25 protein-coding genes are annotated in these 20,041 nt (G+C 65.3%); 11 read left to right on the plus strand and 14 right to left on the minus strand.

From position 1 onward, the window contains the following. Positions 1 to 84: 84 nt before the first annotated feature. Genes GEV02_RS30755 through GEV02_RS30765 form a run of 3 tightly spaced genes read left to right on the plus strand, consistent with a single transcriptional unit; the run spans position 85 to position 1,087 of the window. Positions 85 to 537, plus strand: coding sequence for an outer membrane lipoprotein (locus tag GEV02_RS30755; protein WP_152841615.1), 453 nt, complete (start codon positions 85 to 87; stop codon positions 535 to 537). A 41-nt stretch (positions 538 to 578) separates the two neighbouring features. Further along, complete coding sequence (locus tag GEV02_RS30760) at positions 579 to 731, plus strand: DUF3309 domain-containing protein (RefSeq protein ID WP_152841616.1); 153 nt, start codon at positions 579 to 581, stop codon at positions 729 to 731. Positions 732 to 748: 17 nt separating this feature from the next. Beyond that, complete coding sequence (locus GEV02_RS30765) at positions 749 to 1,087, plus strand: hypothetical protein (RefSeq protein ID WP_152841617.1); 339 nt, start codon at positions 749 to 751, stop codon at positions 1,085 to 1,087. A 21-nt stretch (positions 1,088 to 1,108) separates the two neighbouring features. Here GEV02_RS30765 and GEV02_RS30770 read toward each other — a convergent pair whose 3' ends face one another. The 7 genes from GEV02_RS30770 to GEV02_RS30800 form a co-directional block, all read right to left on the minus strand. Further along, positions 1,109 to 2,269 carry a patatin-like phospholipase family protein gene (locus GEV02_RS30770; RefSeq protein ID WP_152841618.1) on the minus strand — a complete coding sequence of 387 codons (1,161 nt, stop codon included), beginning with the start codon at positions 2,267 to 2,269 and terminating at the stop codon, positions 1,109 to 1,111. Between the two features lie 47 nt (positions 2,270 to 2,316). Next, positions 2,317 to 2,682: a hypothetical protein gene (locus GEV02_RS30775; protein WP_152841619.1), complete on the minus strand. Its 366-nt coding sequence runs from the start codon at positions 2,680 to 2,682 to the stop codon at positions 2,317 to 2,319. Between the two features lie 12 nt (positions 2,683 to 2,694). After that, the gene (locus GEV02_RS30780) at positions 2,695 to 3,063 is read right to left on the minus strand and encodes a phage holin family protein (protein ID WP_152841668.1); all 369 of its coding nucleotides are present in this window, start codon (positions 3,061 to 3,063) and stop codon (positions 2,695 to 2,697) included. An 18-nt stretch (positions 3,064 to 3,081) separates the two neighbouring features. Continuing rightward, complete coding sequence (locus GEV02_RS30785; protein WP_008446875.1) at positions 3,082 to 3,384, minus strand: DUF883 family protein; 303 nt, start codon at positions 3,382 to 3,384, stop codon at positions 3,082 to 3,084. Between the two features lie 61 nt (positions 3,385 to 3,445). Further along, entirely contained in the window at positions 3,446 to 3,973 is a 528-nt protein-coding gene (locus tag GEV02_RS30790) for a ferritin-like domain-containing protein (RefSeq protein ID WP_152841620.1), read from the minus strand. A gap of 18 nt (positions 3,974 to 3,991) precedes the next feature. Further along, positions 3,992 to 4,921: an OmpA family protein gene (locus GEV02_RS30795; protein WP_152841621.1), complete on the minus strand. Its 930-nt coding sequence runs from the start codon at positions 4,919 to 4,921 to the stop codon at positions 3,992 to 3,994. Between the two features lie 10 nt (positions 4,922 to 4,931). Beyond that, positions 4,932 to 5,321, minus strand: coding sequence for a DUF4398 domain-containing protein (locus GEV02_RS30800; protein WP_152841622.1), 390 nt, complete (start codon positions 5,319 to 5,321; stop codon positions 4,932 to 4,934). Between the two features lie 184 nt (positions 5,322 to 5,505). Between GEV02_RS30800 and GEV02_RS30805 the strand changes: the two genes are divergently transcribed. Beyond that, the gene (locus tag GEV02_RS30805) at positions 5,506 to 7,560 is read left to right on the plus strand and encodes an AsmA family protein (protein WP_152841623.1); all 2,055 of its coding nucleotides are present in this window, start codon (positions 5,506 to 5,508) and stop codon (positions 7,558 to 7,560) included. A gap of 109 nt (positions 7,561 to 7,669) precedes the next feature. Continuing rightward, positions 7,670 to 7,894, plus strand: coding sequence for a glycine zipper 2TM domain-containing protein (locus GEV02_RS30810; protein WP_152841624.1), 225 nt, complete (start codon positions 7,670 to 7,672; stop codon positions 7,892 to 7,894). 62 nt (positions 7,895 to 7,956) lie between these two features. Here GEV02_RS30810 and GEV02_RS30815 read toward each other — a convergent pair whose 3' ends face one another. Further along, the gene (locus tag GEV02_RS30815; protein WP_152841625.1) at positions 7,957 to 8,706 is read right to left on the minus strand and encodes a Crp/Fnr family transcriptional regulator; all 750 of its coding nucleotides are present in this window, start codon (positions 8,704 to 8,706) and stop codon (positions 7,957 to 7,959) included. A gap of 120 nt (positions 8,707 to 8,826) precedes the next feature. On the opposite strand from GEV02_RS30815, the gene GEV02_RS30820 reads away from it, so the two are divergent. From GEV02_RS30820 to GEV02_RS30830, 3 genes are all read left to right on the plus strand, one after another. Further along, entirely contained in the window at positions 8,827 to 9,441 is a 615-nt protein-coding gene (locus tag GEV02_RS30820) for a glycine zipper 2TM domain-containing protein (RefSeq protein WP_152841626.1), read from the plus strand. Positions 9,442 to 9,579: 138 nt separating this feature from the next. Then, a complete protein-coding gene (locus tag GEV02_RS30825; protein ID WP_008446864.1) occupies positions 9,580 to 9,726 on the plus strand; it encodes a lmo0937 family membrane protein in 147 nt (48 codons plus the stop codon). A gap of 76 nt (positions 9,727 to 9,802) precedes the next feature. Then, a complete protein-coding gene (locus GEV02_RS30830; protein ID WP_152841627.1) occupies positions 9,803 to 10,333 on the plus strand; it encodes a DUF3617 domain-containing protein in 531 nt (176 codons plus the stop codon). Here GEV02_RS30830 and GEV02_RS30835 read toward each other — a convergent pair whose 3' ends face one another. Together GEV02_RS30835 and GEV02_RS30840 are read right to left on the minus strand one after the other, a co-directional pair. Continuing rightward, complete coding sequence (locus GEV02_RS30835) at positions 10,334 to 11,170, minus strand: branched-chain amino acid aminotransferase (protein ID WP_152841628.1); 837 nt, start codon at positions 11,168 to 11,170, stop codon at positions 10,334 to 10,336. A gap of 42 nt (positions 11,171 to 11,212) precedes the next feature. After that, positions 11,213 to 12,280 (minus strand): porin, encoded by a 1,068-nt coding sequence (locus tag GEV02_RS30840; RefSeq protein ID WP_152841629.1) that lies wholly within the window; start codon positions 12,278 to 12,280, stop codon positions 11,213 to 11,215. Positions 12,281 to 12,482: 202 nt separating this feature from the next. On the opposite strand from GEV02_RS30840, the gene GEV02_RS30845 reads away from it, so the two are divergent. Beyond that, entirely contained in the window at positions 12,483 to 14,570 is a 2,088-nt protein-coding gene (locus GEV02_RS30845; RefSeq protein WP_152841630.1) for a site-specific recombinase, read from the plus strand. Then, positions 14,567 to 15,958, plus strand: coding sequence for a cardiolipin synthase (gene cls / locus GEV02_RS30850; protein WP_152841631.1), 1,392 nt, complete (start codon positions 14,567 to 14,569; stop codon positions 15,956 to 15,958). Before GEV02_RS30845 ends, cls begins: the two co-directional genes overlap by 4 nt. A 99-nt stretch (positions 15,959 to 16,057) precedes the next feature. Here cls and GEV02_RS30855 read toward each other — a convergent pair whose 3' ends face one another. From GEV02_RS30855 to GEV02_RS30865, 3 genes are read right to left on the minus strand one after another with little or no spacing between them, the layout of a single operon-like run. Continuing rightward, complete coding sequence (locus tag GEV02_RS30855) at positions 16,058 to 16,876, minus strand: metallophosphoesterase family protein (RefSeq protein WP_152841632.1); 819 nt, start codon at positions 16,874 to 16,876, stop codon at positions 16,058 to 16,060. Between the two features lie 9 nt (positions 16,877 to 16,885). Further along, a complete protein-coding gene (locus tag GEV02_RS30860) occupies positions 16,886 to 17,860 on the minus strand; it encodes a diacylglycerol/lipid kinase family protein (protein WP_328595958.1) in 975 nt (324 codons plus the stop codon). Continuing rightward, positions 17,794 to 18,507 (minus strand): phosphatase PAP2 family protein, encoded by a 714-nt coding sequence (locus GEV02_RS30865; RefSeq protein ID WP_152841633.1) that lies wholly within the window; start codon positions 18,505 to 18,507, stop codon positions 17,794 to 17,796. The genes GEV02_RS30860 and GEV02_RS30865 overlap by 67 nt, the downstream gene beginning before the upstream one ends. Before the next feature lie 139 nt (positions 18,508 to 18,646). Between GEV02_RS30865 and GEV02_RS30870 the strand changes: the two genes are divergently transcribed. Beyond that, complete coding sequence (locus tag GEV02_RS30870) at positions 18,647 to 18,871, plus strand: hypothetical protein (RefSeq protein ID WP_008446853.1); 225 nt, start codon at positions 18,647 to 18,649, stop codon at positions 18,869 to 18,871. A gap of 72 nt (positions 18,872 to 18,943) precedes the next feature. On the opposite strand, the gene GEV02_RS30875 is transcribed toward GEV02_RS30870, so the two are convergent. Continuing rightward, the gene (locus GEV02_RS30875) at positions 18,944 to 20,017 is read right to left on the minus strand and encodes an AI-2E family transporter (protein ID WP_152841634.1); all 1,074 of its coding nucleotides are present in this window, start codon (positions 20,015 to 20,017) and stop codon (positions 18,944 to 18,946) included. Positions 20,018 to 20,041 lie beyond the last annotated feature (24 nt).

Genomic DNA, 20,041 nt, shown 5'->3' on the forward strand with positions numbered 1-20,041 from the left:
CGGCGCCTGAACTGAGTGCGGAAGCGCACAGACCCTGGCCGGCGCGCTGGCTATGCTGGATTCATACTTTTTCGGGAGAACAACATGAAACACATGACCGCCATCGCCGCCGTGCTCGTCGCCGGCACCGCCGTCCTCAGCGGCTGCGCCAGCACCAGCTCGGCGCCGCAGCAGCAGGGCTATTACGCCAACCAGGCTGAAGCGGCCTCGTACGGCACCATCGACGCCATCCAGGTCGTGCAGACCAAGTCCGGCAGCAGCGGCGCCGGCGCCGTCACGGGCGGCCTGGTCGGCGCGCTGCTGGGCAACCAGATCGGCTCCGGCAGCGGCCGCACCGCCGCCACGGTGGCCGGCGCGGTCGGCGGCGCCGTGGTCGGCAACAATGTCGAGAACAACCGCAACCAGCCGCATGACCAGTACCAGATCAGCGTCCGCATGGACAACGGCGACTACCGCATCGTCACGCAAGACAATATCTACGACCTGCGCACCGGCAACCGCGTGCGCCTGGTCGACGGCCGCGTCTACCGCTACTAACCGCTGCTCACCGCTACTTATCCCACCATTAGGAGAATCCCATGGGCACCATCATTTTGATCATACTGGTCCTGGCGTTGATCGGCGCCCTGCCGGCCTGGCCGCATAGCCGCAGCTGGGGCTATGCGCCCAGCGGCGTCACCGGCCTCGTCGTCGTCATCCTGCTGATCATGCTGCTCACCGGCAGGCTGTAAGCGCAACGGAGGAAATCATGGCTCACATTCGACCCCTCATCATCGGCATGGCCATGGCCTGCGTCGCCTGCGCGGCGCAGGCCACCGACCAGACCACGCCGCCGCAAAACGCCCAGCTGCAACAGGCGGAAATCGCCAAGGGCGATCCGGCGCGCTGGTACCAGGACGACGCCACCGCCGCCGCGCAGCTGCGTACGCTGCGCAAGGAAATCGGCGCCGCGCTGGCCGAGGCCAACCTCGCCTGCAAACAAGGCCCGGCCGCCGAACGCAACCGCTGCATGCAGGAGGCGCGCGCCACCTACAAGCAGGACATGGCGAACGCGGCGCAGATCCGCGCCGAGAACCACCAGCACTAGCCCGCCAGTCCGCCGGCCGCGCTAGGCGGCCCGCTCCTGGTCGTGCGGCTGCCGCAGCGGCGGCAGTTCATGCACGACCAGCGGCGTATCTTCCGTGACAAAACTCAGCCAGCCCGCCGCCTTGATGGCGCGCAGCGCATCCTGATAGCCCTGGTCCCAGCGCCATTCGATCGAGCCCTTGGAAAAATTGATGTCCTTGGCCGCCATGTTCCAGTCGCGCCCGGCGTACGCCAGCCGCACCACGTGCAGCGTGGTGCCGCAGCCCAGCTCGGCCAGATCCTGCGCGCCCTCGACCGTCCTGGCCCGCTCCGGCAAGGCCTGGTACAGCGCGCGCAACTTCTGCTGCAGCTTGTGGGTGGCGACGTAGTCGTCCAGGTGGCGCTTGGAGCGCGAGGCGAAGGTCACGTCTTTCTGCCGCGTCTGCACCTCGTCCAGCGTGGTCGGTTCGGGGCCGTCGGCGCTCCACAGGTCGACCATGAAGCACAGCGTATCGACATGCTCGTTATCGTCCAGCACGGTCTCCAGCGGCGTGTTCGAATACAGGCCGCCGTCCCAGTACAGCTCGCCGTCGATGCGCACCGGCGGGAAGCCCGGCGGCAGCGCGCCGCTGGCGCGGATGTGGTCGGCGTTGAGGGTCTGTTCGCGGTTGTCGAAGCTGCGCAGGCTGCCGCAGGCGACCTTGAGCGCGTTGACCGTCAGCCGCATGCCGCCCGGCTGGTTCAGGTAGTCGAAATCGATCAGGCGGTTCAGCGTGTCGCCCAGTTCGCTCGTATCGTAGAAGCTGGCCTGCTCGGGATCGACCGCCGTCCCGGTAGCGAACAGGCTCATGAAGCGCGGCTTGAAGAAGCCCGGCACGCCGCGCACCAGCGTGTCCCAGGTTTGCAGCAGCACGTTGGAACGCCGCTGCTGGTCCGATACCTGGCGCATATCGTAGCTGTCGCGGTGGGCGATGCCGTCCCAGAATTGCCGCAACCGGTCCAGCCGCGTCTCGTGCGGATTGCCGGCCAGGATGGCGGCGTTGATCGCGCCGATCGAGGTGCCGACGATCCAGTCCGGCGCCAGGCCGTGCTCGTGCATCGCCTGGAACACGCCGGCCTGGTAGGCGCCCAGCGCGCCGCCGCCCTGCAGCACCAGCACCACGCGCAAGCGCTCGGGATTCAATTCGGGTTTGAGACTGCTCATCTGCATCGCTCCAATAAAAAAACGCCGCAGTTGCGGCGTTTGGGGGATTACTCCTGCTGCGGCGCGGGTTTGCGCCGTAACAGCCAGGCCATGCCGACGCCGGCGGCCAGCGCCACGCCGATGGCTGGCTTGACCAGGCGCTTGCGGGCGATGTAGGAACCCACCGTCAACGCATACGGCATCAGCGTCTTGAAGTTGACGCCCTTCAGGCCGCCCGGCTGCAACAGGCCGCCGAGGCGGGACTGGGCCATGCCGATGGCCTGCTCGACGGCGCCATGGAACATCGCGTCCGGCTGCAGCGCATTGGCCACCAGCGCCTTGGCGTGCACCACCTTGATGCGGTACAGCTCGCCCTCGCGTATCAGGCGCTGCTTGTCCGCGTCGATGGCGGCGCGTTCGGATTCTTTGCTCATCTGCTCTCCCGGTTACAACAGCATGTCGCGGTCGGACTTCAGTTCGGCCATCGTTGCCGGCATCGACAGTTTGCCGCTGCGTATCAGGCCGCGCGCATACAGCATCAGGCCGACGGCGATCAGCAGGAACACGCCGGTGATGATGGGCAGGATCTTCCAGCCCAGCGCATCCCAGGCCAGATAGGCGATCGTCACCGTGCCATAGGCCAGCGCGAAGCAGCCCGCCACCACGGCCAGCGCGAACACCAGCACCAGTTGCAGCAGGTGGTTGCGCACCTCCGACAGCTCCAGCGCGGCCAGCTCCAGCCGCGTCAGCACCAGGCCGATGCTGTTGCGGGCGATATTGCCCAGCGAAGCGATCAGACCCGGCGGACGGTTCATCTCATCGGACACGATGGCTTACTTGCGGCCGATGATGACGCCGATCAGCAGGCCCACGCCGGCCGCCGCGGCGATCGAACGCCATGGGTTTTCCTTGACGTAGACGTCGGCCTGCTTGGCCATTTCCTTGCTGGCGGCCACGGCGCTTTGCTGCGCCTCGTGGGCCTTGGCCAGCGCGGTGTCGAGCGCGCGCATGCCGCGGCCGCGCAGTTCTTCGGCTTTTTCGCCGGTCAGCGCGGTGGCGGCGGTGAACAATGCCTGCGCATCTTTAACCAGAGTTTTCACGTCGTTATTCACGGTACTGATGTTTTGTTCCAGCATGATGGAGCTCCTGTTATGGTTGTGTGAAGTGAAAACTGTACAGCAAAATACCAAATATGCATTAATCCAGCAAATCGCGCATATCGTCTGCGTGTTCTTCTTCCACCGCCATGATCTTGATCAAAAGGTGGCGGGTGGTCGGGTCGCTCATGCCGATCTGTTCGATCATCTGGCGATACGACTCGATGGCGACACGCTCGGCGATCAGATTGGCCTTGATCATCGATTGCACATCGTCAGATGCATCATACTCGGCATGGCTACGTGCGAGCAATGTTGCCGGATTGAAATCTGGCTGGCCGTTCAACTGAATGATACGCTCGGCCAGGCTGTCGGCGTGTTCCTGTTCCTCGACGGCGTGTTCGAGGAACTCGGCCTTGATCGGGCCGTTGTCGCGGCCGCTGACCGTGTAGTAGTGCCGCTTGTAGCGCAGCACACAGACCAGCTCGGTCGCCAGCGCCTCGTTGAGCATCTTGATGACGGCCTCGCGGTCGCCCTGGTAGCCTGCCGTGACCGGGCCGTCCTGCAGATTGCGTGCCGCTGCGCGGATGGCCTCTTTGTCGATGCCGGTGGGGGTGGATTCTGCCATGATGTTCTTCCTTAAAGTTTAGTGACGGGTGGCGATCGGCGCGCCGTTCTGCGACAGCACGATCTCGACGCGGCGGTTCAACTGGCGGCTGCCGGCATCGCCATTGCTGGCGACCGGGAAGGCTTCGCCATAGCCGCGGGTGGCGATCTTGTCGCTCTTCACGCCCATGCCGATCAGGGCGTTGCGCACCGATTCGGCGCGGCGCTGCGACAGCTCCAGGTTGTGCGAGGCGGTGCCGGTGCTGTCGGTGAAGCCTTCGATCAGCACGGCGCTTTGCGGTTCCTGCATCAGCACGTCGGCCAGTTTTTGCGCGGTGCGCATGCCTTCGGCGCTGAGCTCGGCGCGGTCGACGTTGAACAGCACGTCGCTCAGCGTGATGACGATGCCGCGATCGGTCTGCTTGGCTTGCAGGTCGGCCAGCTGCTGTTGCAGCGCGGCGTTCTTGGCCGCTTCGTCGCGGGCGCTGTTGGCGGCGGCGTCGGCCTGGGCGCGCGCGGCGTCGGCGTCAGCCTTGGCCTGGTTGGCCTGCGACTTGGCCTGGTCGGCGCTCATGCGGGCCTGGTTGGCTTCGGCGGTGCGGGCTTCCAGGCGGATCTCGTCGCGCTGGCGGCCGGCGTTGGCGATGTCGGCCTCGGCACGTTTGCCCTTGGCCACTTCCTGCGCGGTGGCGATCTTTTGCTTGGCGATGTAGGCCAGCTTGTCGATCTCGTCCAGGCTATCCTTTTTCGCGGCGGCGGCGTTGGCGCGGTCCAGCGCATCGGCGGCGGCCTTGAATTCCAGTGGCGCGTTGGCGGCCACCGAAGGATTGCTTTGCGCCGCCATGAAATCGCCGCGGGTCTGGTCGAGCAGGCTGGTGGTGGTCGGCGTGGTGCTGCAGGCGGCGAACATCATCGACATCGCGAAGGCGATTGGAATGAGTTGCAGCTGTTTCGTGCGCAGTGGATTCATGGTGAGCTCCTTATTGTTGGGTGGTATTGGTGCTGCGGTTCAATTCTTCGCGCAGCGTGCGTATGCTTTGCTGCAGCTCGTCGGCGGCGGTGGTGGCCTTGGCCGAGCTGGCCTTGCTCTGCGCCAGCTGGGCATCGGCCGACGCCTGGTTGGCCAGGTCTTGCGCGGTCTTGTAATCCTTGGCGGCCAGCGCCTGGTTGGCGCGCATCAGTTTTTCGCGGGCCGATTGCATTTCGGCCGGCGCCAGGTCGGCGGCGCCGGCGCTGGTGGCGTTGGCCACGGCGGCGCGCGAAACGGCGACGTCGGCGGTGGCCGGCGTCTTGTTGCTGGCGCAGGCGCTCAAGCCCAGTACGGCGGCGACGGCGCACAGCGCGGCGAGGTGGTGTTTGGTCGTATTCATTATTCTTCTCCTAAAAAGTCATGCGGTAGGTTGACGTTATAAGCCCATGCCGCCGCAGCTTCAGTACGGTGCCGCACATTCCGCGCCGACCATGCCGCCCTGCGTGCGCCAGCGCACCCGCGCGCCGCGTGCGCCGGTGTAGCCTTGTAAAATACCGTCATTCCAATAAGAAGAAAGGCCAGCCATGTCCCTGCCCCGCCGCACCCGTATTGCCCTCGCCGTCGCCGGCGTCCTGGTCGCCGTGCCCACCGTCGCCGTCATCGCGCTGATGAATTACGACTGGAACCGCGCCCGCCCCTGGCTCAATGAAAAAGTCAGCGAAGCCATCGACCGGCCGTTCGCCATCCGCGGCGATCTGTCGCTGACCTGGGAACGCCAGGGCCACAGCGACGCCGACCGCACCTGGCGCGACTACCTGCCGCTGCCGCATCTGGTGGCGCGCGATGTCCACGTCGGCAACCCGGCCGGCATGCAGGCGCCGCAGGAAATGGCCAGCGTCGGCCAGTTCGCCTTCTCCATCGACCTGCTGCCGCTGCTTGAGCACAAGATCAGCATCCCGGTGCTGCGCTTCGATACGCCGGCGGTGCTGTTGCAGCGCGACGGCGACGGCCGCAACAACTGGACCTTCAAGCAGGCCGACAAACCGTCGCCGTGGAAGCTGGACTTGCAGCGCGTGGTGTTCACCAAGGGCACGGTGCATTACGTCGACGCGCTCACCCATGTGGACGCCGTGGCCGAGGTCGACACGCTCAACGCCGATCCGAGCTACGGCGTGGCGTGGAAGGTGAAGGGCACATGGAACCGCCAGACCGTCAGCGGCGGCGGCAAGGCCGGCGCCGTGCTGTCGCTGCAACAGCAATCGACGCCCTACCCGCTGGCGGCCGACATCAACGTCGGCGGCACCCGCATCGCGGTGGTCGGCACGCTGACCAAGCCGTCGTCGCTGACCGCGCTCGACATGCGGCTCAAGCTGTCCGGCCCCAGCATGGCGCGGCTGTACGGCCTGACCGGCGTGCTGCTGCCGGAGACGCCGGCCTTCGCCACCGAGGGCCATCTGACCGGCAACCTGGGCGAACACGCCAGCCGCTGGGTGTACGACCAGTTCACCGGCCGCGTCGGCAATTCCGATATCGGCGGCAAGCTCGAATACCGCTACGGCCAGTCGCTGCCGCGTCCGTTGCTGACGGGCGCGGTGCAATCGAAGCTGCTGCAATTTTCCGACCTCGGCCCGCTGATCGGCGCCGACTCCAACGCCGCCAAAGAGGCGCGCGGGGTGGCGCCGGTGCAGCCGGGCGACAAGGTGCTGCCGGTGGAAACCTTCAAGACCGAGCGCTGGACCGCGCTGGACGCCAACGTCGGCTTCCAGGCCCAGCGCATCACGCGCGACAAGGATTTGCCGATCTCCAAACTCGACACGCAGATCGGCATGAAGGATGGCGTGCTGACGCTCAAGCCGATGAACTTCGACATCGCCGGCGGCCGCTTCACCTCCAACGTCATGCTCGACGGCAGCGGCAAGCTCAACGCCAACGCCATCCGCGCCGAACTGAAGGCCGGCGCGCGCCATCTCAAGCTCAAGCAGCTGTTCCCGCGCATCGAGGAAATGCAGGCCACGGTGGGCGAAGTCAACGCCGACATCTCGCTGTCGGCCACCGGCAACTCGGTGGCCAGCCTGCTCGGTTCGTCGAACGGCGAATTGAAGGGCGTCATCAACGAAGGCAGCGTCAGCAAGCTGCTGCTGGAAGAGATGGGCCTGAACATCGGCAACGTGGTGCTGACCAAGATGGTGGGCGACAAGCAGGTCAAGCTCAACTGCATGGTCACGGACTTCGGCGTCACCAACGGCTTGATGCAGTCGCGCCTGTTCGTGGTCGACACCTCGGACGCCAAGATCGACATCGCCGGCACAGTCAACCTCGGCAACGAAAAGCTGGACCTGACGCTGCGGCCGGACGCCAAGGGCTTGCGCGTGATTTCGCTGCGCGCGCCGATCTATGTGCGCGGCACCTTCAAGGATCCGGATGTCAGCATCGACAAGGGCGTGCTGGCCTTGCGCGCCGGCGGCGCACTGGCGCTGGCCGTGGTGGCGCCGGTGGCGGCCATCCTGCCGCTGATTAACGCCGGCCCCGGCGAAACCACCGGCTGTGAAACCTTGCTGGCACAGCAAGGCGGCAAGCCGGTCGCGCCGCCGCCGGGCAAGACGCTGGCGCCGAAACCGCCGGTCAAGCGTCAAAACTGACTTGGGCTCTATGTGTGCTGGCGAACGGAGACGCGACGGGGACTTGCGTACTCTATAGTCATTGGTGCAGGCGTTCTCTGCCGCGCCTTAATCAGCCAAGGAGTAGACCATGAAGAACGTCAAACAACTCGTATCGACCGCAGCCGTTGTGGCGGCCACGCTGGGCCTGAGCGCTTGCGCAGGCATGTCGAATCAGGACCGTAACACCGCCGTCGGCGCGGGCGTGGGCGCCGTGGCCGGCTCCGTGCTGACCGGCGGCAGCGCCATCGGCACCGTCGGCGGCGCAGCCGTCGGCGGCGTGATCGGCAACCAGGTCAACAAGCCACCGCGCTGATCGCCAGCACCATGAAAAAAGCCCGGCTGCGCGCCGGGCTTTTTTTATACCATTGATACTTTTTATAAGAATACATTGGCCATGCCGATGGCGCCATTGTCCTTGACCAGCTCGTAGCAGCGGCAGGACACGGCTTCCAGCCCGGCCGAATCGAGGATCTCGATATTGCCCCGGCTGTAGCTGATGAGCTTTTGCTGCTGCAAGGCGCTGGCGGCCTTGGTCACGCCGACCCGCCGCACGCCCAGCGCGTGCGCGAGGAACTCGTGGGTCAGGTGGAATTTTTCCGATTGCAGACGGTCGCGCGTAATCAGCAGCGAGCGCGCCAGGCGCGCCTCCAGCACGTGGAAGCGGCTGCACACGGCGATCTGGATCGCCTGCGCCAGCAAGGTGTCGGTGTAGCGGTACAGCAGGCGCTGCAGCGATGCGGTGCGGCGGAACTCGGCGCAGAAGTCGGCGGCGTCGATGCGGCTGGCGCGGCCGGCGCGCTGCACCACCGCGCGCACCTGCGCCTGCCTGTGCCCCAGCGCCACCGACGCCCCTATCATGCCCTCCTGCCCCACCGAGCCCACTTCCAGCGTCATGCGGCCTTCGGCCACCGCCAGCAGCGAGATCAGGCTGTCGACCGGAAAGTAGACGTGGCGGATGGTCTGGCCCGGCTCGTACAGCACCTCGCCCACCTCCACCCTGACCGTGTCGCACAGGGCCAGCAGTTCGCCCTGCTCTTCGTCGGGCAGGCTGGCCAGCAGGCGGTTCAGCACAGGCCGGGGCTGTGTTCTGTCTTCTTCGGTTTGCGATGAGGGATAGGTATGCATGGAATCAGCCTAATGGCAACGATTTGCGCTGTATGTACGCTCACGCACGGAAGCAGAACATGTCCTGAGCGAAAATCTGCCGCGTAATGCACTACTTTAACCAAAATAAAAGGACACACCATGGACACCCCAACCTCCACCAAGCAATCGCTGCATCCGATCATGGTCATCGCCGCCGTCGCGGTGGTACTGTTCTGCGGCGTCGGCAGCGCCGCCATCATGGGCTGGCTGCCGAACTCCAGCGCCACCGTGCCGGGCGCGGCACCGATGCCGGGCCAGCTGTCGTCGGTGCCGCCGGCCGAGCAGCAAGCGCTGCCGCCGCAAGCGGCCGGCTACGCGAACAACGCCGCGCCGGCGCAGCAGCAACAACAGGAACAAGTCGCCCAACAAGGCCCGGCCGTCTGCACCAGCTGCGGCGTGGTGGAGTCGGTGCGCTCGATCGAACATCGCGGCCAGGGTAGCGGCGTCGGCGCGGCCGGCGGCGCCATCCTGGGCGGCCTGCTGGGCAACCAGGTCGGCAGCGGCCATGGCCGTCAACTGGCTACCGTGGCCGGTGCGGTCGGCGGCGCAGTGGCCGGCAACCAGGTCGAAGGCAATATGAAAACCACGCACAGCTGGGAGATCACCGTGCGCCTGGACAATGGCAAGAAACGCGTGCTGCACCAGTCGTCGCAGCCGCAATGGCGCTCGGGCGACCAGGTCAAGATCGTCAACGGCCAACTGCGTTCCATTTAAGTACGGCAGCGTACAGAGAAGCAAGCCGGCATTGCAGATAATGGAAGCCAGATACACGAACACGACAACATAATCAAACGTTCGCAATCGCTTTCGATGACCACCGTGGACATCGCATAACAACCTGAGGAGAGAGTCATGCTCTATACCATCGCTGTAGTTTTGCTTATCCTGTGGCTGCTGGGCCTGGTCACTTCGTACACCATCGGCGGATTTATCCACATCCTGCTGGTTGTTGCTATCATCATGGTGCTGCTGCGCCTGATTAGCGGACGCGGCGTGTAGCGCCCACTCTGCAAGCCCCTCCGAAGCGGCGCTCCACTTGACGGTGGCGCGCCGTTTTTCTTTTATGGGAGTTCACATGAAACGACTGATCGTGTCGCTGGCCATGCTGGCCGCGGTGCAAGCCTCCGCCCAGACCATCAAGCCCGGCCTGTGGGAGCTGACCAACAAGGTCAAGACCGGCAACGCCCAGACCGACCAGGCGATGAGCATGGCGCTCAAGCAGCTGGCCAATCTGCCGCCCGAGCAGCGCGCGCAGATGGAAGCGATGATGAAGCAGAACGGCGTCTCCATGCCCAAGGCCGGCGGCGACGGCGGCATCGTGCTGACTGCCTGCGTCACGCCCGAGATGGCGGCGAAAAAGGAATTGCCAATGAATCAGAAAGGCAAATGCACGTCGAACAGCGATCCGGTGGCGGGCGGCATGAACATCTCGTTCAGCTGCACCGAGCCGGCCTCCAGCGGCACCGGCACGCTGCGCTTCAACGGCGACAGCAGCTATGTGATGAACATGAACGTCAGCAGCGAAGCGGGCGGCAAGCCGCAGAACGTGCAGGTGGAATCGACCGGACGCTGGCTGAGCGCCAGCTGCCCGGCCAAGCCCCAGTGATTACTCGCTGTCGGAGAACGCCATGTAGCGCTGGAAGGCCAGCGTGGCGATCGGGCCCACCGGCAGGCTGCGCGCTTCATAGCGGATGCACGGCGTGACCTTGCCGTAGTTGCCGGTGTTGAAGATCTCGATCGCCGTCTCCAGCTCCTCGGGACGCACCGAACGCTCTTCGACGACGATGCCCTCTTTCGCCAGCAAGGCGATCACGCGCGCGCGGGTGATGCCGGACAGGAAAGTGCCATTGGCGACCGGCGTCACGACCTTGCCTTCCGGCGTGACCAGGAACAGATTGGCGGAAGCGAACTCGGCGACATTGCCGGCGTTGTCGCACACCACCGCGTTGTCATAGCCGCGCTGCTGGGCTTCGCGGATGGCCTTGCTGGTGTTGGCGTACAGCGCCGACGCCTTGGCATCGGTCGGCGCCATCGACGGGTCCGGGCGGCGCAGCGCCGTCAGGCAGGCCGAGAAGCCGGTGAAGGCCGGCATAGGCGCATCGAACAGCGTCAGCGCGAACGCGCTCTTGTCCGGCACCGGCACCAGCAGGCCGTCGGTGCCGAACACCAGCGGACGGATGTACAGCTCGGCATCGGCCGGGAACTTGGCCACGCCTTCCCGCACCAGCTTTTCCATCTCATCGACGCTCAGCGGGCACACCAGGCCGAGGCGCTCCGACGAGGTGATGACGCGCTGCAGGTGCAGGCGCAGGTCCGGCATATGGCCGCGCAGCGAGCGCGCGCCGTCGAATACGGACGAACCCAGCCACACACTGTGGTCCATCGCGCCAAACAAGGGGGTGTTACCTTCAGACCAGCTGCCGTTGAAGAAAGTCAGATACATGCTCGTTCCTGGTGAGTGCTAAAACGAGCAATTTAGCACGGATCAGAAAGCGTGGCGCAGCCCGACGTGGATGGCCTGGTCGCCGTGTCCGGCGCTGCTGGCGTTGCCGACCGTGTAGCCGGCGCCGTTGCGGTTCTGGATGCGGGCATAGGCCGCATACACATCGCTGCGCTTGGACAGCGCATAGCTGACGCCGACGGCGATCTGGCTGGCGTCGCGGTTGGCGCCGCTGCGGTCATCCTTGCGGATGTAGGAAGCCAGCCAGGTGGTGGCGCCCCTCGGCACGGCGACGCCGACCAGCACGTCGCGGCTGTTGTTGGACGGCGTGCTCTGCGCCACCGCGCCGTAGGGGTTGGACATGTCCCACGGCGAGCTGCCGTCGCCCCTGCTGTGGCCGTAGGCGGCATAGCCGACGAAGCGGCCGAAGTCGATATTCGCCGCCACCAGCGTGTTGCGGGCCGACTGGTCGACCGCCGGCGTGGTGCCGGTGGCGTCCAGCAGATTGTCCTTGCGCTGGTGGGTGATGCGCAGCGTGGCCGCGCCGTGGGCATAGCCGATGGTGGCGCCGTAAGCCCGGTTGACCTTGCTGTTGTACGGCGATTCGCCGAAGCTGTAGATCGCCGCGCCGGTCCAGCCGCCCTTGCTGCGCGGCGACTGGTACTTGATGGTGTTGTCGTAGCGCTTGACGGTGTAGCCGACCAGGTTGGCGGCGCTGCCGGCCATGCCGCCGTGGAAGGGATCGGCCACGTCGGTCAGCGTTTCGTAGACCAGGTTGTACTGCCGGCCCAGCGTGACGGCGCCCAGCGGCCCGTCCAGCCCGACATAGGCCTGGCGGCCGAACAGCTTGCCGTTCTGGTCGGAGCCGCCGGTATCGTTGAGCACGCCCGCCTCCAGCGTGTAGACCGCCGCCGTGCCGCCGCCCAGGTCTTCGCGCCCGCGCACGCCCAGCCGCGAGCCGGAAGCGATGCCGCTGTCGACGCGGGTGCGGGCGCAGCCGCCCTGCGGGCAGCCGCGCTCGGCCACCACGCCCGCATCGAGCAGGCCATAGACTTGCTGCGCGCTGGCGGCCAGCGGCAGGATCAGGGGCAACGCGAACAAGATCGGTTTCATGGCAGGCGAGAGTCGAATCAGTGATAGGCCCATGGTACGACGGCCGCCGCCGCGTTTCTGTGCGGACGACCACGCTCCCGGCGTCTTGCTTCGGCCATCAATAAGTTTCCCAGCGGATAGACTATGTACGCCAGCGTACATACTTGGCAGACTTATACGTCTATACTGCGTTTTTGTCCTACGCGGTCCGCCCGCCTTATGCATGCTAGATATCCTCGAACGCATAGACGCAGACAGCAATGACATCGGCCTGATGGTCGAGCTGTTCGATACCCTGCGTCCCGCGCGCGCCACCGACGGCGCCCGCGCCACGGCCAATGTGCGTACCCTGTGCCAGCTCCTGCGCGGCAATCCCGCCCACGCGCTGGCCCTGCACCACTACGCCCGCAAGCTGCTCTCCAGCCGCCGCCACGCCAGCCTGTACACCGAGATCGGCGTGCTGTCGAACGACGGCTTCTTCACCGAACTCAAGCGGCGCATCGCCTACCGCATCCTGCCGCCCGCGCTGGGCGACGATTACCTGAGCGACGCGCTCGACCGCGTGGTCTACCGCCGCACCGATTACCTGTGGATCGCCGCCGTGCCGGCCGCCGACTGGCTGGCCCTGCTCGACGTGGTCAACGACGCGCCCGCCGCGCCCAACCTGATGCTGCCCGGTCTGCTGGAAGCGATACGCACGCTGTCCTACCGCGTGTGCGCCATCGGCCTGGAACCGACGCTGACCAATTTCCACACCGAGATGGAAACCTACGAGTCGCCCTTCATGGTGCAGAACTTCGAGGTCAACGCCTATCTCGACCACTACCAGCGCATGCTGGGCGGCGAACAGGCCGCGCCGGAAGACGCGCGCCACCTGCTGGTGATGCTGGACCAGTGCGACGCCGTGGTCGCCAAGATCCGCAAGAAGGCGCTGAGCCAGGGCACCAGCATCGCCCTGACCTATCTGCTGGTGACGCTAACGCAAAGCATAGACCGGCTGCGCAAGCTGCTGTTCCTGGTCGATGTCAGCGGCGAGTTGCAGGCCGCGCCGGCCGAGATCCAGCCGATGGACGCCGGCCACGCGCCGCACCAGCAGGAAGGCCCGCCCAGCCCGCGCCGCGGGGCCGCCATCGGCCTGGCGCTGGAACTGATCGAGGCGCACAACAACAAGTACATGGTGCGCGACCTGATGCGCGACAATATCGACCTGTTGGCGCGCAACGTCACCGAGAACGCCAGCCACACCGGCGAGCATTACGTGGCCGACCACCGCAAGGAACTGGGCGGCATGTTCGTGTCCTCGGCCGGCGCCGGCCTGGTGATCGGCTTCATGGCGCTGTTCAAGATATTGATGTCCTACCTGCGCGCCGCGCCGCTGGTCGAAGCCTTCCTGTTCAGCATGAACTATTCGCTGGGCTTCATGTTCATCCACCTGCTGCACTTCACCGTCGCCACCAAGCAGCCGGCGATGACGGCCTCGCGCATCGCCGCCGGCCTGCACAGCAAGGACGGGCGCAACATCGACATCGACAGCATGGCCGAGCTGTGCAACAAGGTGATACGCACGCAAAACATGGCGGTGCTGGGCAACCTGGCCACCGCCATCCCGACCGCATGGCTGATCGCCATGGCCTGGCCGCTGGTCACCGGCCACCACTTGGTGTCGCCGGACAAGGCCATGCACCTGCTGCACGACATCGATCCCTTCCACGCGCCGACGCTGATTTACGCCGCCATCGCCGGCGTCTGCCTGTTCGTCGCCGGCCTGATTTCCGGCTACTACGACAACAAGGCGCTGTACACGCGCTGGGCGCAGCGCATCGCGCAACTGCGCGGCCTGCGCTGGCTGCTGGGGCAGGAACGCCTGAACCGGCTGGGCGTGTACATGGAAAACAATCTGGGCGGGCTGATGGGGAATTTCTTCTTCGGCATCCTGCTCGGCGTGATGCCGCTGCTGGGCTTCCTGCTGGGCATGCCGCTGGACATCCGCCACGTCACTTTCTCGTCCGCCAACTTTGCGACAGCGATGGTCGGACTCGATCACAATGTCACTTGGCAACTGGTGGCGACCTCGGTGGCCGGCTTCCTGCTGATCGGCACGGTCAACCTGCTGGTCAGCTTCGGGCTGGCGCTGTGGGTGGCGCTGCGGTCGCGCCAGGTACATTTCAAGCACGGCTGGCAGTTGCTCAAGGCGCTGGGGCGCAGGTTCCGTCAGGGGCCGGTGTCATTCTTCTTCGGCTCTGCCGCGGAAGAGGCGGCGCCCCAGGCGCTGGCCGATGAATCGAAGTCTCCCGAAAAGGCGCACAAATGAAAACTGTCCACATGCGTTACTTGCTGCCTCCCGCCTTGATGTGCTGGGGCTTGCTGGGCGCATGTGCATCGCTGCCCAACGTGACGGCGATGAGCGACAAGCTCGACCCCGCCGCCACGCCCAGCGTCCAGGGCGCCAACGGCGTCATCGGCGAGGCGCGCACGCGCACGCTGCTGGCCAAGCGCTGGCCGAAGGGATCGCTGGACTTGCAGGCCCAGGCCGCGCTGGAGGAAGCGGCCACCGGCGTGCCCCTAATCGCCGGCAACAAGTGCACGTTGCTGTTCGACGGCCCGCAGACCATGGCCGAGATGCTCAAGGCCATCAACGGCGCGCGCAGCAGCATCAATCTGGAAACCTATATCTTCGACCAGGACGAGCTGGGCCTGAAGTTCGCCGATGCGCTGATCGAGAAGCAGCAGCAAGGCGTGACGGTCAACATCCTGTACGACAGCGTCGGCACCATCGGCGTGCCGGCGGCGTTCTTCGAGCGCATGCGCAAGGCCGGCATCCGGCTGGTGGAATTCAACCCCGTCAATCCGGCCAAGCTGAGCGGCGAAAGCTGGAAGCTCAACAGCCGCGACCACCGCAAGGTGCTGATCGTCGACGGCGCGATCGCCTTCACCGGCGGCATCAACATCAGCGCCACCTACGCCAAGAGTTCCTTGTTCCGCTCCGCCTCGCGCCCCACCGACAAGTCGCAGGTGGGCTGGCGCGACACCCACATCAAGATCGAAGGGCCGGCGGTGCAGGCGTTCCAGTGGCTGTTCGTGCGCCAGTGGGCGACGCAGGACAAGGACGACCTGCCGGCCGCCGACTACTTCCCCAAGCCGGTGATCGCCGGCGACAAGGTGGTGCGCGTGCTGGGCAGCGAGCCCGGCGGCAAGTTCGAAATCTACAAGGCCTACAACCTGGCGATCCAGGAGGCGAAGAAGAGCATCCACATCACCTCCGCCTACTTCGTGCCGGACCGGCAGACGGTGGACGCGCTGATGGCCGCCGCGCGGCGCGGCGTGGACGTGAAAATCGTGCTGCCGGGCGTATCGGACAGCGGGCTGGTGTTCTACGCCGGCCACGCCTTCTACGACGATCTGCTGGACAGCGGCGTGCAGATCCACCAGTTGAAGCTGGCGGTGCTGCATGCCAAGACCGCCGTCATCGACGGCAACTGGTCGACCGTGGGATCGACCAATATCGACACCCGCAGCTTCCTGCACAACAGCGAGCTGAACGTGGTGGTGATGGGCGAGGTGTTCGGCACCGAGATGGAGAAGGCCTTTCAGGAGGACTTGCGCGACTCGGTGCGGATCACGCCGGAAGCGTGGCGCCACCGCCCGTGGGCCGACCGCCTGCGCGAATTCGCCGCCCGCTTCATGAACTACTGGCTCTAAAAATCGGGGGTCAAGTCTGACATTTGGACATGAGCTCAACTGTAGCAAGCCGCTACAGTTGAGCTCATGTCCAAATGTCAGACTTGACCCCCATGGTTTTCACGCCGCGGCGGTCAGCGACCACGTGTCGCCGCTGCGCTGGAAGCGTTCGGTGTGGGCCAGCTCGAAGCTGCCCGTGCCGTCCACCCAGCTGTAGCGCTGGACTTCCACCTGGTCATGCTCGACCCGGATCACGTTGAAGGAATTCGACTCGCCCCGCCCGCGCGTGGACGTGGCTGTGCCGGCCTGCACCATCAGCGCCGCGTAGCCGCTGATCTCGTAGCGCTCGGCCGTGTTGTGCGCGTGGCTGACATGCATATGCCCCGCCAGCAGCAGATCGACACCGCATTCGGCAAACGCCCGCATCGCCAGCGGCGCGCGGTCCACCAGATCGTCCTTGTCGAACGATTCCGGCAAATCGAAGGGATGATGGGTGACGATGATGCGCGTCAGATGCGGATCGACCGCGCCCATGCGGCGGCGGATCTGCTCGATCTGCTCGCGGTTGATGCGGCCATCCTTGAACGTCAGCGAACGCGCCGTGTTAATGCCCAGCACGGCGATTTCCTCGTCCACATATTCCGGCGTCAAGTCCAGCGTGACGTAGCGCGTGTACTTGCGCAGCGGCGCCAGGAAACGGCTGGCGACGTTGTACAGCGGGATGTCGTGATTGCCCGGCACCACGATCTGCGGCCCCGGCAAGGTGTCGAGAAAAGCCCGCGCCGCCTTGAACTCCTCGGTCCTGGCGCGCTGCGTCAGGTCGCCGGACACCACCACCACATCCGGCGCCAGCCTGGCGACCAGTTCCTGCAACGGCCGCAGCAAGTTCTGGTCGACGCGGCCGAAATGCAGATCGGATAAATGAACGATGGTGCGCATAAGGCCCTCCTAGGCCGGAACGATGACGCTCAAGGCCGCCGCCCGCGAGCGGTAGCACAGCGGCGGCTTCATCAGCGTGACCTCGCCGTCGGTGGCGACGCGCATATGATGATGGCGGGTTTCGATCACCAGTTCCGGCGCCGACAACACGTCGAAATCGCGCGCCTGCCCCAGCTTGCCGAACAGCGCATGCAAGCCGTAGCGCAGCAGGCCGAGGCGGGTCGGCTTCTGCGCCACGTACAGGCACAGCTTGCCGCTGTCAATGCGCTCGCGCGCGCCCAGCGTCAGGCCCTGCAGGTATTCGTTGTTGCCGATGAAGACGAAGGGCGTGCGCCGCAGATGGTCTTCACCGTTGATCTTGAGCCGCACGCTCATGAACGGAAAGCGCCGCAAGGCCGCGAACAGCGCGCGCCCGAACGCCGGCCACTTGCCGCGCCCCAGGTGGCGCTGCTGCTGTTCGCGGTCGCGCACGATGTCGGGATAAATGCCCAGGCCGGAGTTGTTGAGGAAGATGCGGCCGTTCACCTCGCCCACGTCCACCTGGCACACCCTGCCCTGCACCACATTGGCGACGGCCTGGTCCAGGTCCAGCGGTATCTTCAAATCCTTGGCGAAATGATTCAGCGTGCCCAGCGGCAGCACGCCCAGCCGCGTGTCGCTGCCGATCAGCACCGAGGCCACCGCGTTGATGGTGCCGTCGCCGCCGCCCGCCACCACGACGGGCGCGCCAGCGGCCAGCGCCTGCTCGGCGCGCGCGATCATCTCGGCGCCGCTCTTGGCCAGCGTGATGTCGGCCTCGACGCCGTGGCTGCGGAACTTCTCTTCCAGCGCGGCGACCCAGCCGCCGCAATAACCCAGCCCGGCCCCGGCGTTGACGATAACGATGATGCTGTCCAGCGCGTTCTCCTGAAAATAGTTTATACCGTTCTGCCTTCGCGGCGCCTGCGCAGCGTCGAGATCGCCGTGATGCAGACCGCCAGCCACGCCACGCTCTCGGCCATCGCCGCCAGCACGTCGCTCAGGTAGTGGGCGCCGAGATAGACGCGGCTCAATGCCACCAACAATACCATCAAGCTGCAGCCGGCGGCTGTACCCAAACGCACATGCCAGTGAGGCCGGGCGATCACAAGATAGCTCGCCAGCAGTCCGTAGAACACCGTCGCGGCCGAGGTATGGCCGCTGGGGAAGCTGTAGGTCATCAGCGTCACCAGCGGTTCGTCGAATGCCGGCCGGGCGCGCTGGAAGTAGTATTTCAGCGCCACGTTCAACAGCGCCCCGGTAGGCACCGCCACCAGCAGCGCCAGCAGCCAGTAGCGCGCCTTTACGCGCCAGAAGTACCAGCCCAGCGCCGCCACCAGCACCGCCATGCCATAGCCCGTATGGACTAGCGACACGCCCAGCATGAAGCTGGTCAGCGGTTCGAAGGCGTGGGCATGGAACCAGTGCGCCACCTGCAGGTCCAGCACCGTGATTTCTTCCTTGCCCATCACATCCTCGGCCAGGTCGCCGAAGATCGCGCCCGAGACCAGCAGCAGCGCCAGTCCGACGGTCAGGTGCAGGCCGAATTCGCCGCTGGGGGAGAGTCTTGCTTCGATGAAACGGACGAATTTGTTGAAAATTTGGTGCTCCAAGGCCGATGGCCGATCAAGTTAGCGTAAAAACCACGAAATAGCGAATTTACTGTTTATTTACACAGTACCTGTTTATTCATACAGTACTTATGCTATTCTGAACTCCTCGATAAACACTACTCCTCCAAAAGGAAACGTCATGACTACACTGCACAGCAGCTTTGGTTCCCGCTTCGGTCTGGAATATATGCCTACCTCTTTCCTGGTTCGCATGGGCAAACGTGAGTTGCTGGTCTGCCGTGACTTCCGCAAGCGCTACTACGCGGTCAACCCCATCATGGAATGCGACACCGGCGTCCAGGCAGGCCATCTGGAAGTGCTGATGTTCCGCCGCTGGTTGTTGATCCTGTCGAAGGCGCACTAATGGTTGCCGGTGCCAGTTGCCCGATCCAGTCGCAAGACAGGCCGGCCGACGCCGCGGCCTCGCTCGCGCTCCTCACCTGGGTTTGGCAACTGGCGAACCGTCATCAAACAGATTCGCCTCGTACCACAGCGTCACAAACAACACCATCACGACCGGACCAATAAACAGTCCGACCAGGCCCAGGGTCTCGACCCCGCCCAGGATGCCGAACAGTACGGCCAGGAACGGCAAGCGCGTGGCGTTGCCGATCATGCCGGGCCGTACGAAGTGGTCCGCCACGAACAGCACGATCGTACCCCACACCGCCACTGCGATGGCGGCCGGTACAGCGCCGTTGAACACCAGCACCGCCGCCGCGCTGACAAACGCCAGCGGCGCACCGAATGGAATGATCGCCAGGATGCCCGTCACCGCCGCCCACAGAGCGGGGGACGGCAGGCCTGCGAACGCGTAACCGATGCCGATCAACACGCCCTCCGCCAGACCGACCAGCACCAGGCCGTTGACGGTGGCGCGTATCGCCGTGGGGATTTTTTCCGCGTAGCGCGCCCAGCGCTGTTCGCTGAGGCAGTGGCTGCCGATGGCGGCTATCTGCCGGTTCAGCGCCTCGCCGTCCTTGTAGAAGAAGAACAGGCACAGGAAGGCCAGGCCGAAATCGACCAGCCGGTGCATAAAGCCCACGCCTGCCACCTTGATCATGTCGCTGGCCGAGTGCAGGCCGTTGATTTCGCGTTCGGACAGCAGGTGCGACAAGCCGTGCGGCTGGCTCAGCGTGGCTTGCCACCAGTCGCTGATCCACTCGCCAACCATCGGCAGATGCTGGACAAAGGCCGGCACGGGGATGCCGTCGGTGTTGGCGGTGACGATGTAGTTGGCCAGTTCCGGCGCCTGCCTGGCGGCCTGCGCCACGCCCAGCGATACCGGCACGATGAAGACGGCGGCGCAGATCAGCGTCAGCACGGCGGCGGCCAGTACATCGTGACGGCCGAAGCGCGCCCGTATGCGCTGGTACAGCGGCCACGTCGCCACGCACAGGATGCCGGCCCAGATCAGCGGCAGGAAAAAGCGATGCATGACGAACGCCGCCAGCGCGATCAAGGTCAGGGAAAAGCCGGCACTGAGGATGTCGCGCTGGGTTTCGGTCATCGGAGTATCTCCTGGAAAATATTG

The organism is Rugamonas aquatica, from assembly GCF_009380215.1.
In the GTDB taxonomy this organism is placed as follows: domain Bacteria; phylum Pseudomonadota; class Gammaproteobacteria; order Burkholderiales; family Burkholderiaceae_D; genus Rugamonas; species Rugamonas aquatica_B.

What these genes read in the sequence shown, in the direction of transcription:
- GEV02_RS30755 (WP_152841615.1), top strand. Translation starts at nt 85, where the DNA reads ATGAAACACATGACCGCCATCGCCGCCGTGCTCGTCGCCGGCACCGCC.
- GEV02_RS30760 (WP_152841616.1), top strand. Translation starts at nt 579, where the DNA reads ATGGGCACCATCATTTTGATCATACTGGTCCTGGCGTTGATCGGCGCC.
- GEV02_RS30765 (WP_152841617.1), top strand. Translation starts at nt 749, where the DNA reads ATGGCTCACATTCGACCCCTCATCATCGGCATGGCCATGGCCTGCGTC.
- GEV02_RS30770 (WP_152841618.1), bottom strand. Translation starts at nt 2,269, where the DNA reads ATGAGCAGTCTCAAACCCGAATTGAATCCCGAGCGCTTGCGCGTGGTG.
- GEV02_RS30775 (WP_152841619.1), bottom strand. Translation starts at nt 2,682, where the DNA reads ATGAGCAAAGAATCCGAACGCGCCGCCATCGACGCGGACAAGCAGCGC.
- GEV02_RS30780 (WP_152841668.1), bottom strand. Translation starts at nt 3,063, where the DNA reads ATGAACCGTCCGCCGGGTCTGATCGCTTCGCTGGGCAATATCGCCCGC.
- GEV02_RS30785 (WP_008446875.1), bottom strand. Translation starts at nt 3,384, where the DNA reads ATGCTGGAACAAAACATCAGTACCGTGAATAACGACGTGAAAACTCTG.
- GEV02_RS30790 (WP_152841620.1), bottom strand. Translation starts at nt 3,973, where the DNA reads ATGGCAGAATCCACCCCCACCGGCATCGACAAAGAGGCCATCCGCGCA.
- GEV02_RS30795 (WP_152841621.1), bottom strand. Translation starts at nt 4,921, where the DNA reads ATGAATCCACTGCGCACGAAACAGCTGCAACTCATTCCAATCGCCTTC.
- GEV02_RS30800 (WP_152841622.1), bottom strand. Translation starts at nt 5,321, where the DNA reads ATGAATACGACCAAACACCACCTCGCCGCGCTGTGCGCCGTCGCCGCC.
- GEV02_RS30805 (WP_152841623.1), top strand. Translation starts at nt 5,506, where the DNA reads ATGTCCCTGCCCCGCCGCACCCGTATTGCCCTCGCCGTCGCCGGCGTC.
- GEV02_RS30810 (WP_152841624.1), top strand. Translation starts at nt 7,670, where the DNA reads ATGAAGAACGTCAAACAACTCGTATCGACCGCAGCCGTTGTGGCGGCC.
- GEV02_RS30815 (WP_152841625.1), bottom strand. Translation starts at nt 8,706, where the DNA reads ATGCATACCTATCCCTCATCGCAAACCGAAGAAGACAGAACACAGCCC.
- GEV02_RS30820 (WP_152841626.1), top strand. Translation starts at nt 8,827, where the DNA reads ATGGACACCCCAACCTCCACCAAGCAATCGCTGCATCCGATCATGGTC.
- GEV02_RS30825 (WP_008446864.1), top strand. Translation starts at nt 9,580, where the DNA reads ATGCTCTATACCATCGCTGTAGTTTTGCTTATCCTGTGGCTGCTGGGC.
- GEV02_RS30830 (WP_152841627.1), top strand. Translation starts at nt 9,803, where the DNA reads ATGAAACGACTGATCGTGTCGCTGGCCATGCTGGCCGCGGTGCAAGCC.
- GEV02_RS30835 (WP_152841628.1), bottom strand. Translation starts at nt 11,170, where the DNA reads ATGTATCTGACTTTCTTCAACGGCAGCTGGTCTGAAGGTAACACCCCC.
- GEV02_RS30840 (WP_152841629.1), bottom strand. Translation starts at nt 12,280, where the DNA reads ATGAAACCGATCTTGTTCGCGTTGCCCCTGATCCTGCCGCTGGCCGCC.
- GEV02_RS30845 (WP_152841630.1), top strand. Translation starts at nt 12,483, where the DNA reads ATGCTAGATATCCTCGAACGCATAGACGCAGACAGCAATGACATCGGC.
- cls (WP_152841631.1), top strand. Translation starts at nt 14,567, where the DNA reads ATGAAAACTGTCCACATGCGTTACTTGCTGCCTCCCGCCTTGATGTGC.
- GEV02_RS30855 (WP_152841632.1), bottom strand. Translation starts at nt 16,876, where the DNA reads ATGCGCACCATCGTTCATTTATCCGATCTGCATTTCGGCCGCGTCGAC.
- GEV02_RS30870 (WP_008446853.1), top strand. Translation starts at nt 18,647, where the DNA reads ATGACTACACTGCACAGCAGCTTTGGTTCCCGCTTCGGTCTGGAATAT.
- GEV02_RS30875 (WP_152841634.1), bottom strand. Translation starts at nt 20,017, where the DNA reads ATGACCGAAACCCAGCGCGACATCCTCAGTGCCGGCTTTTCCCTGACC.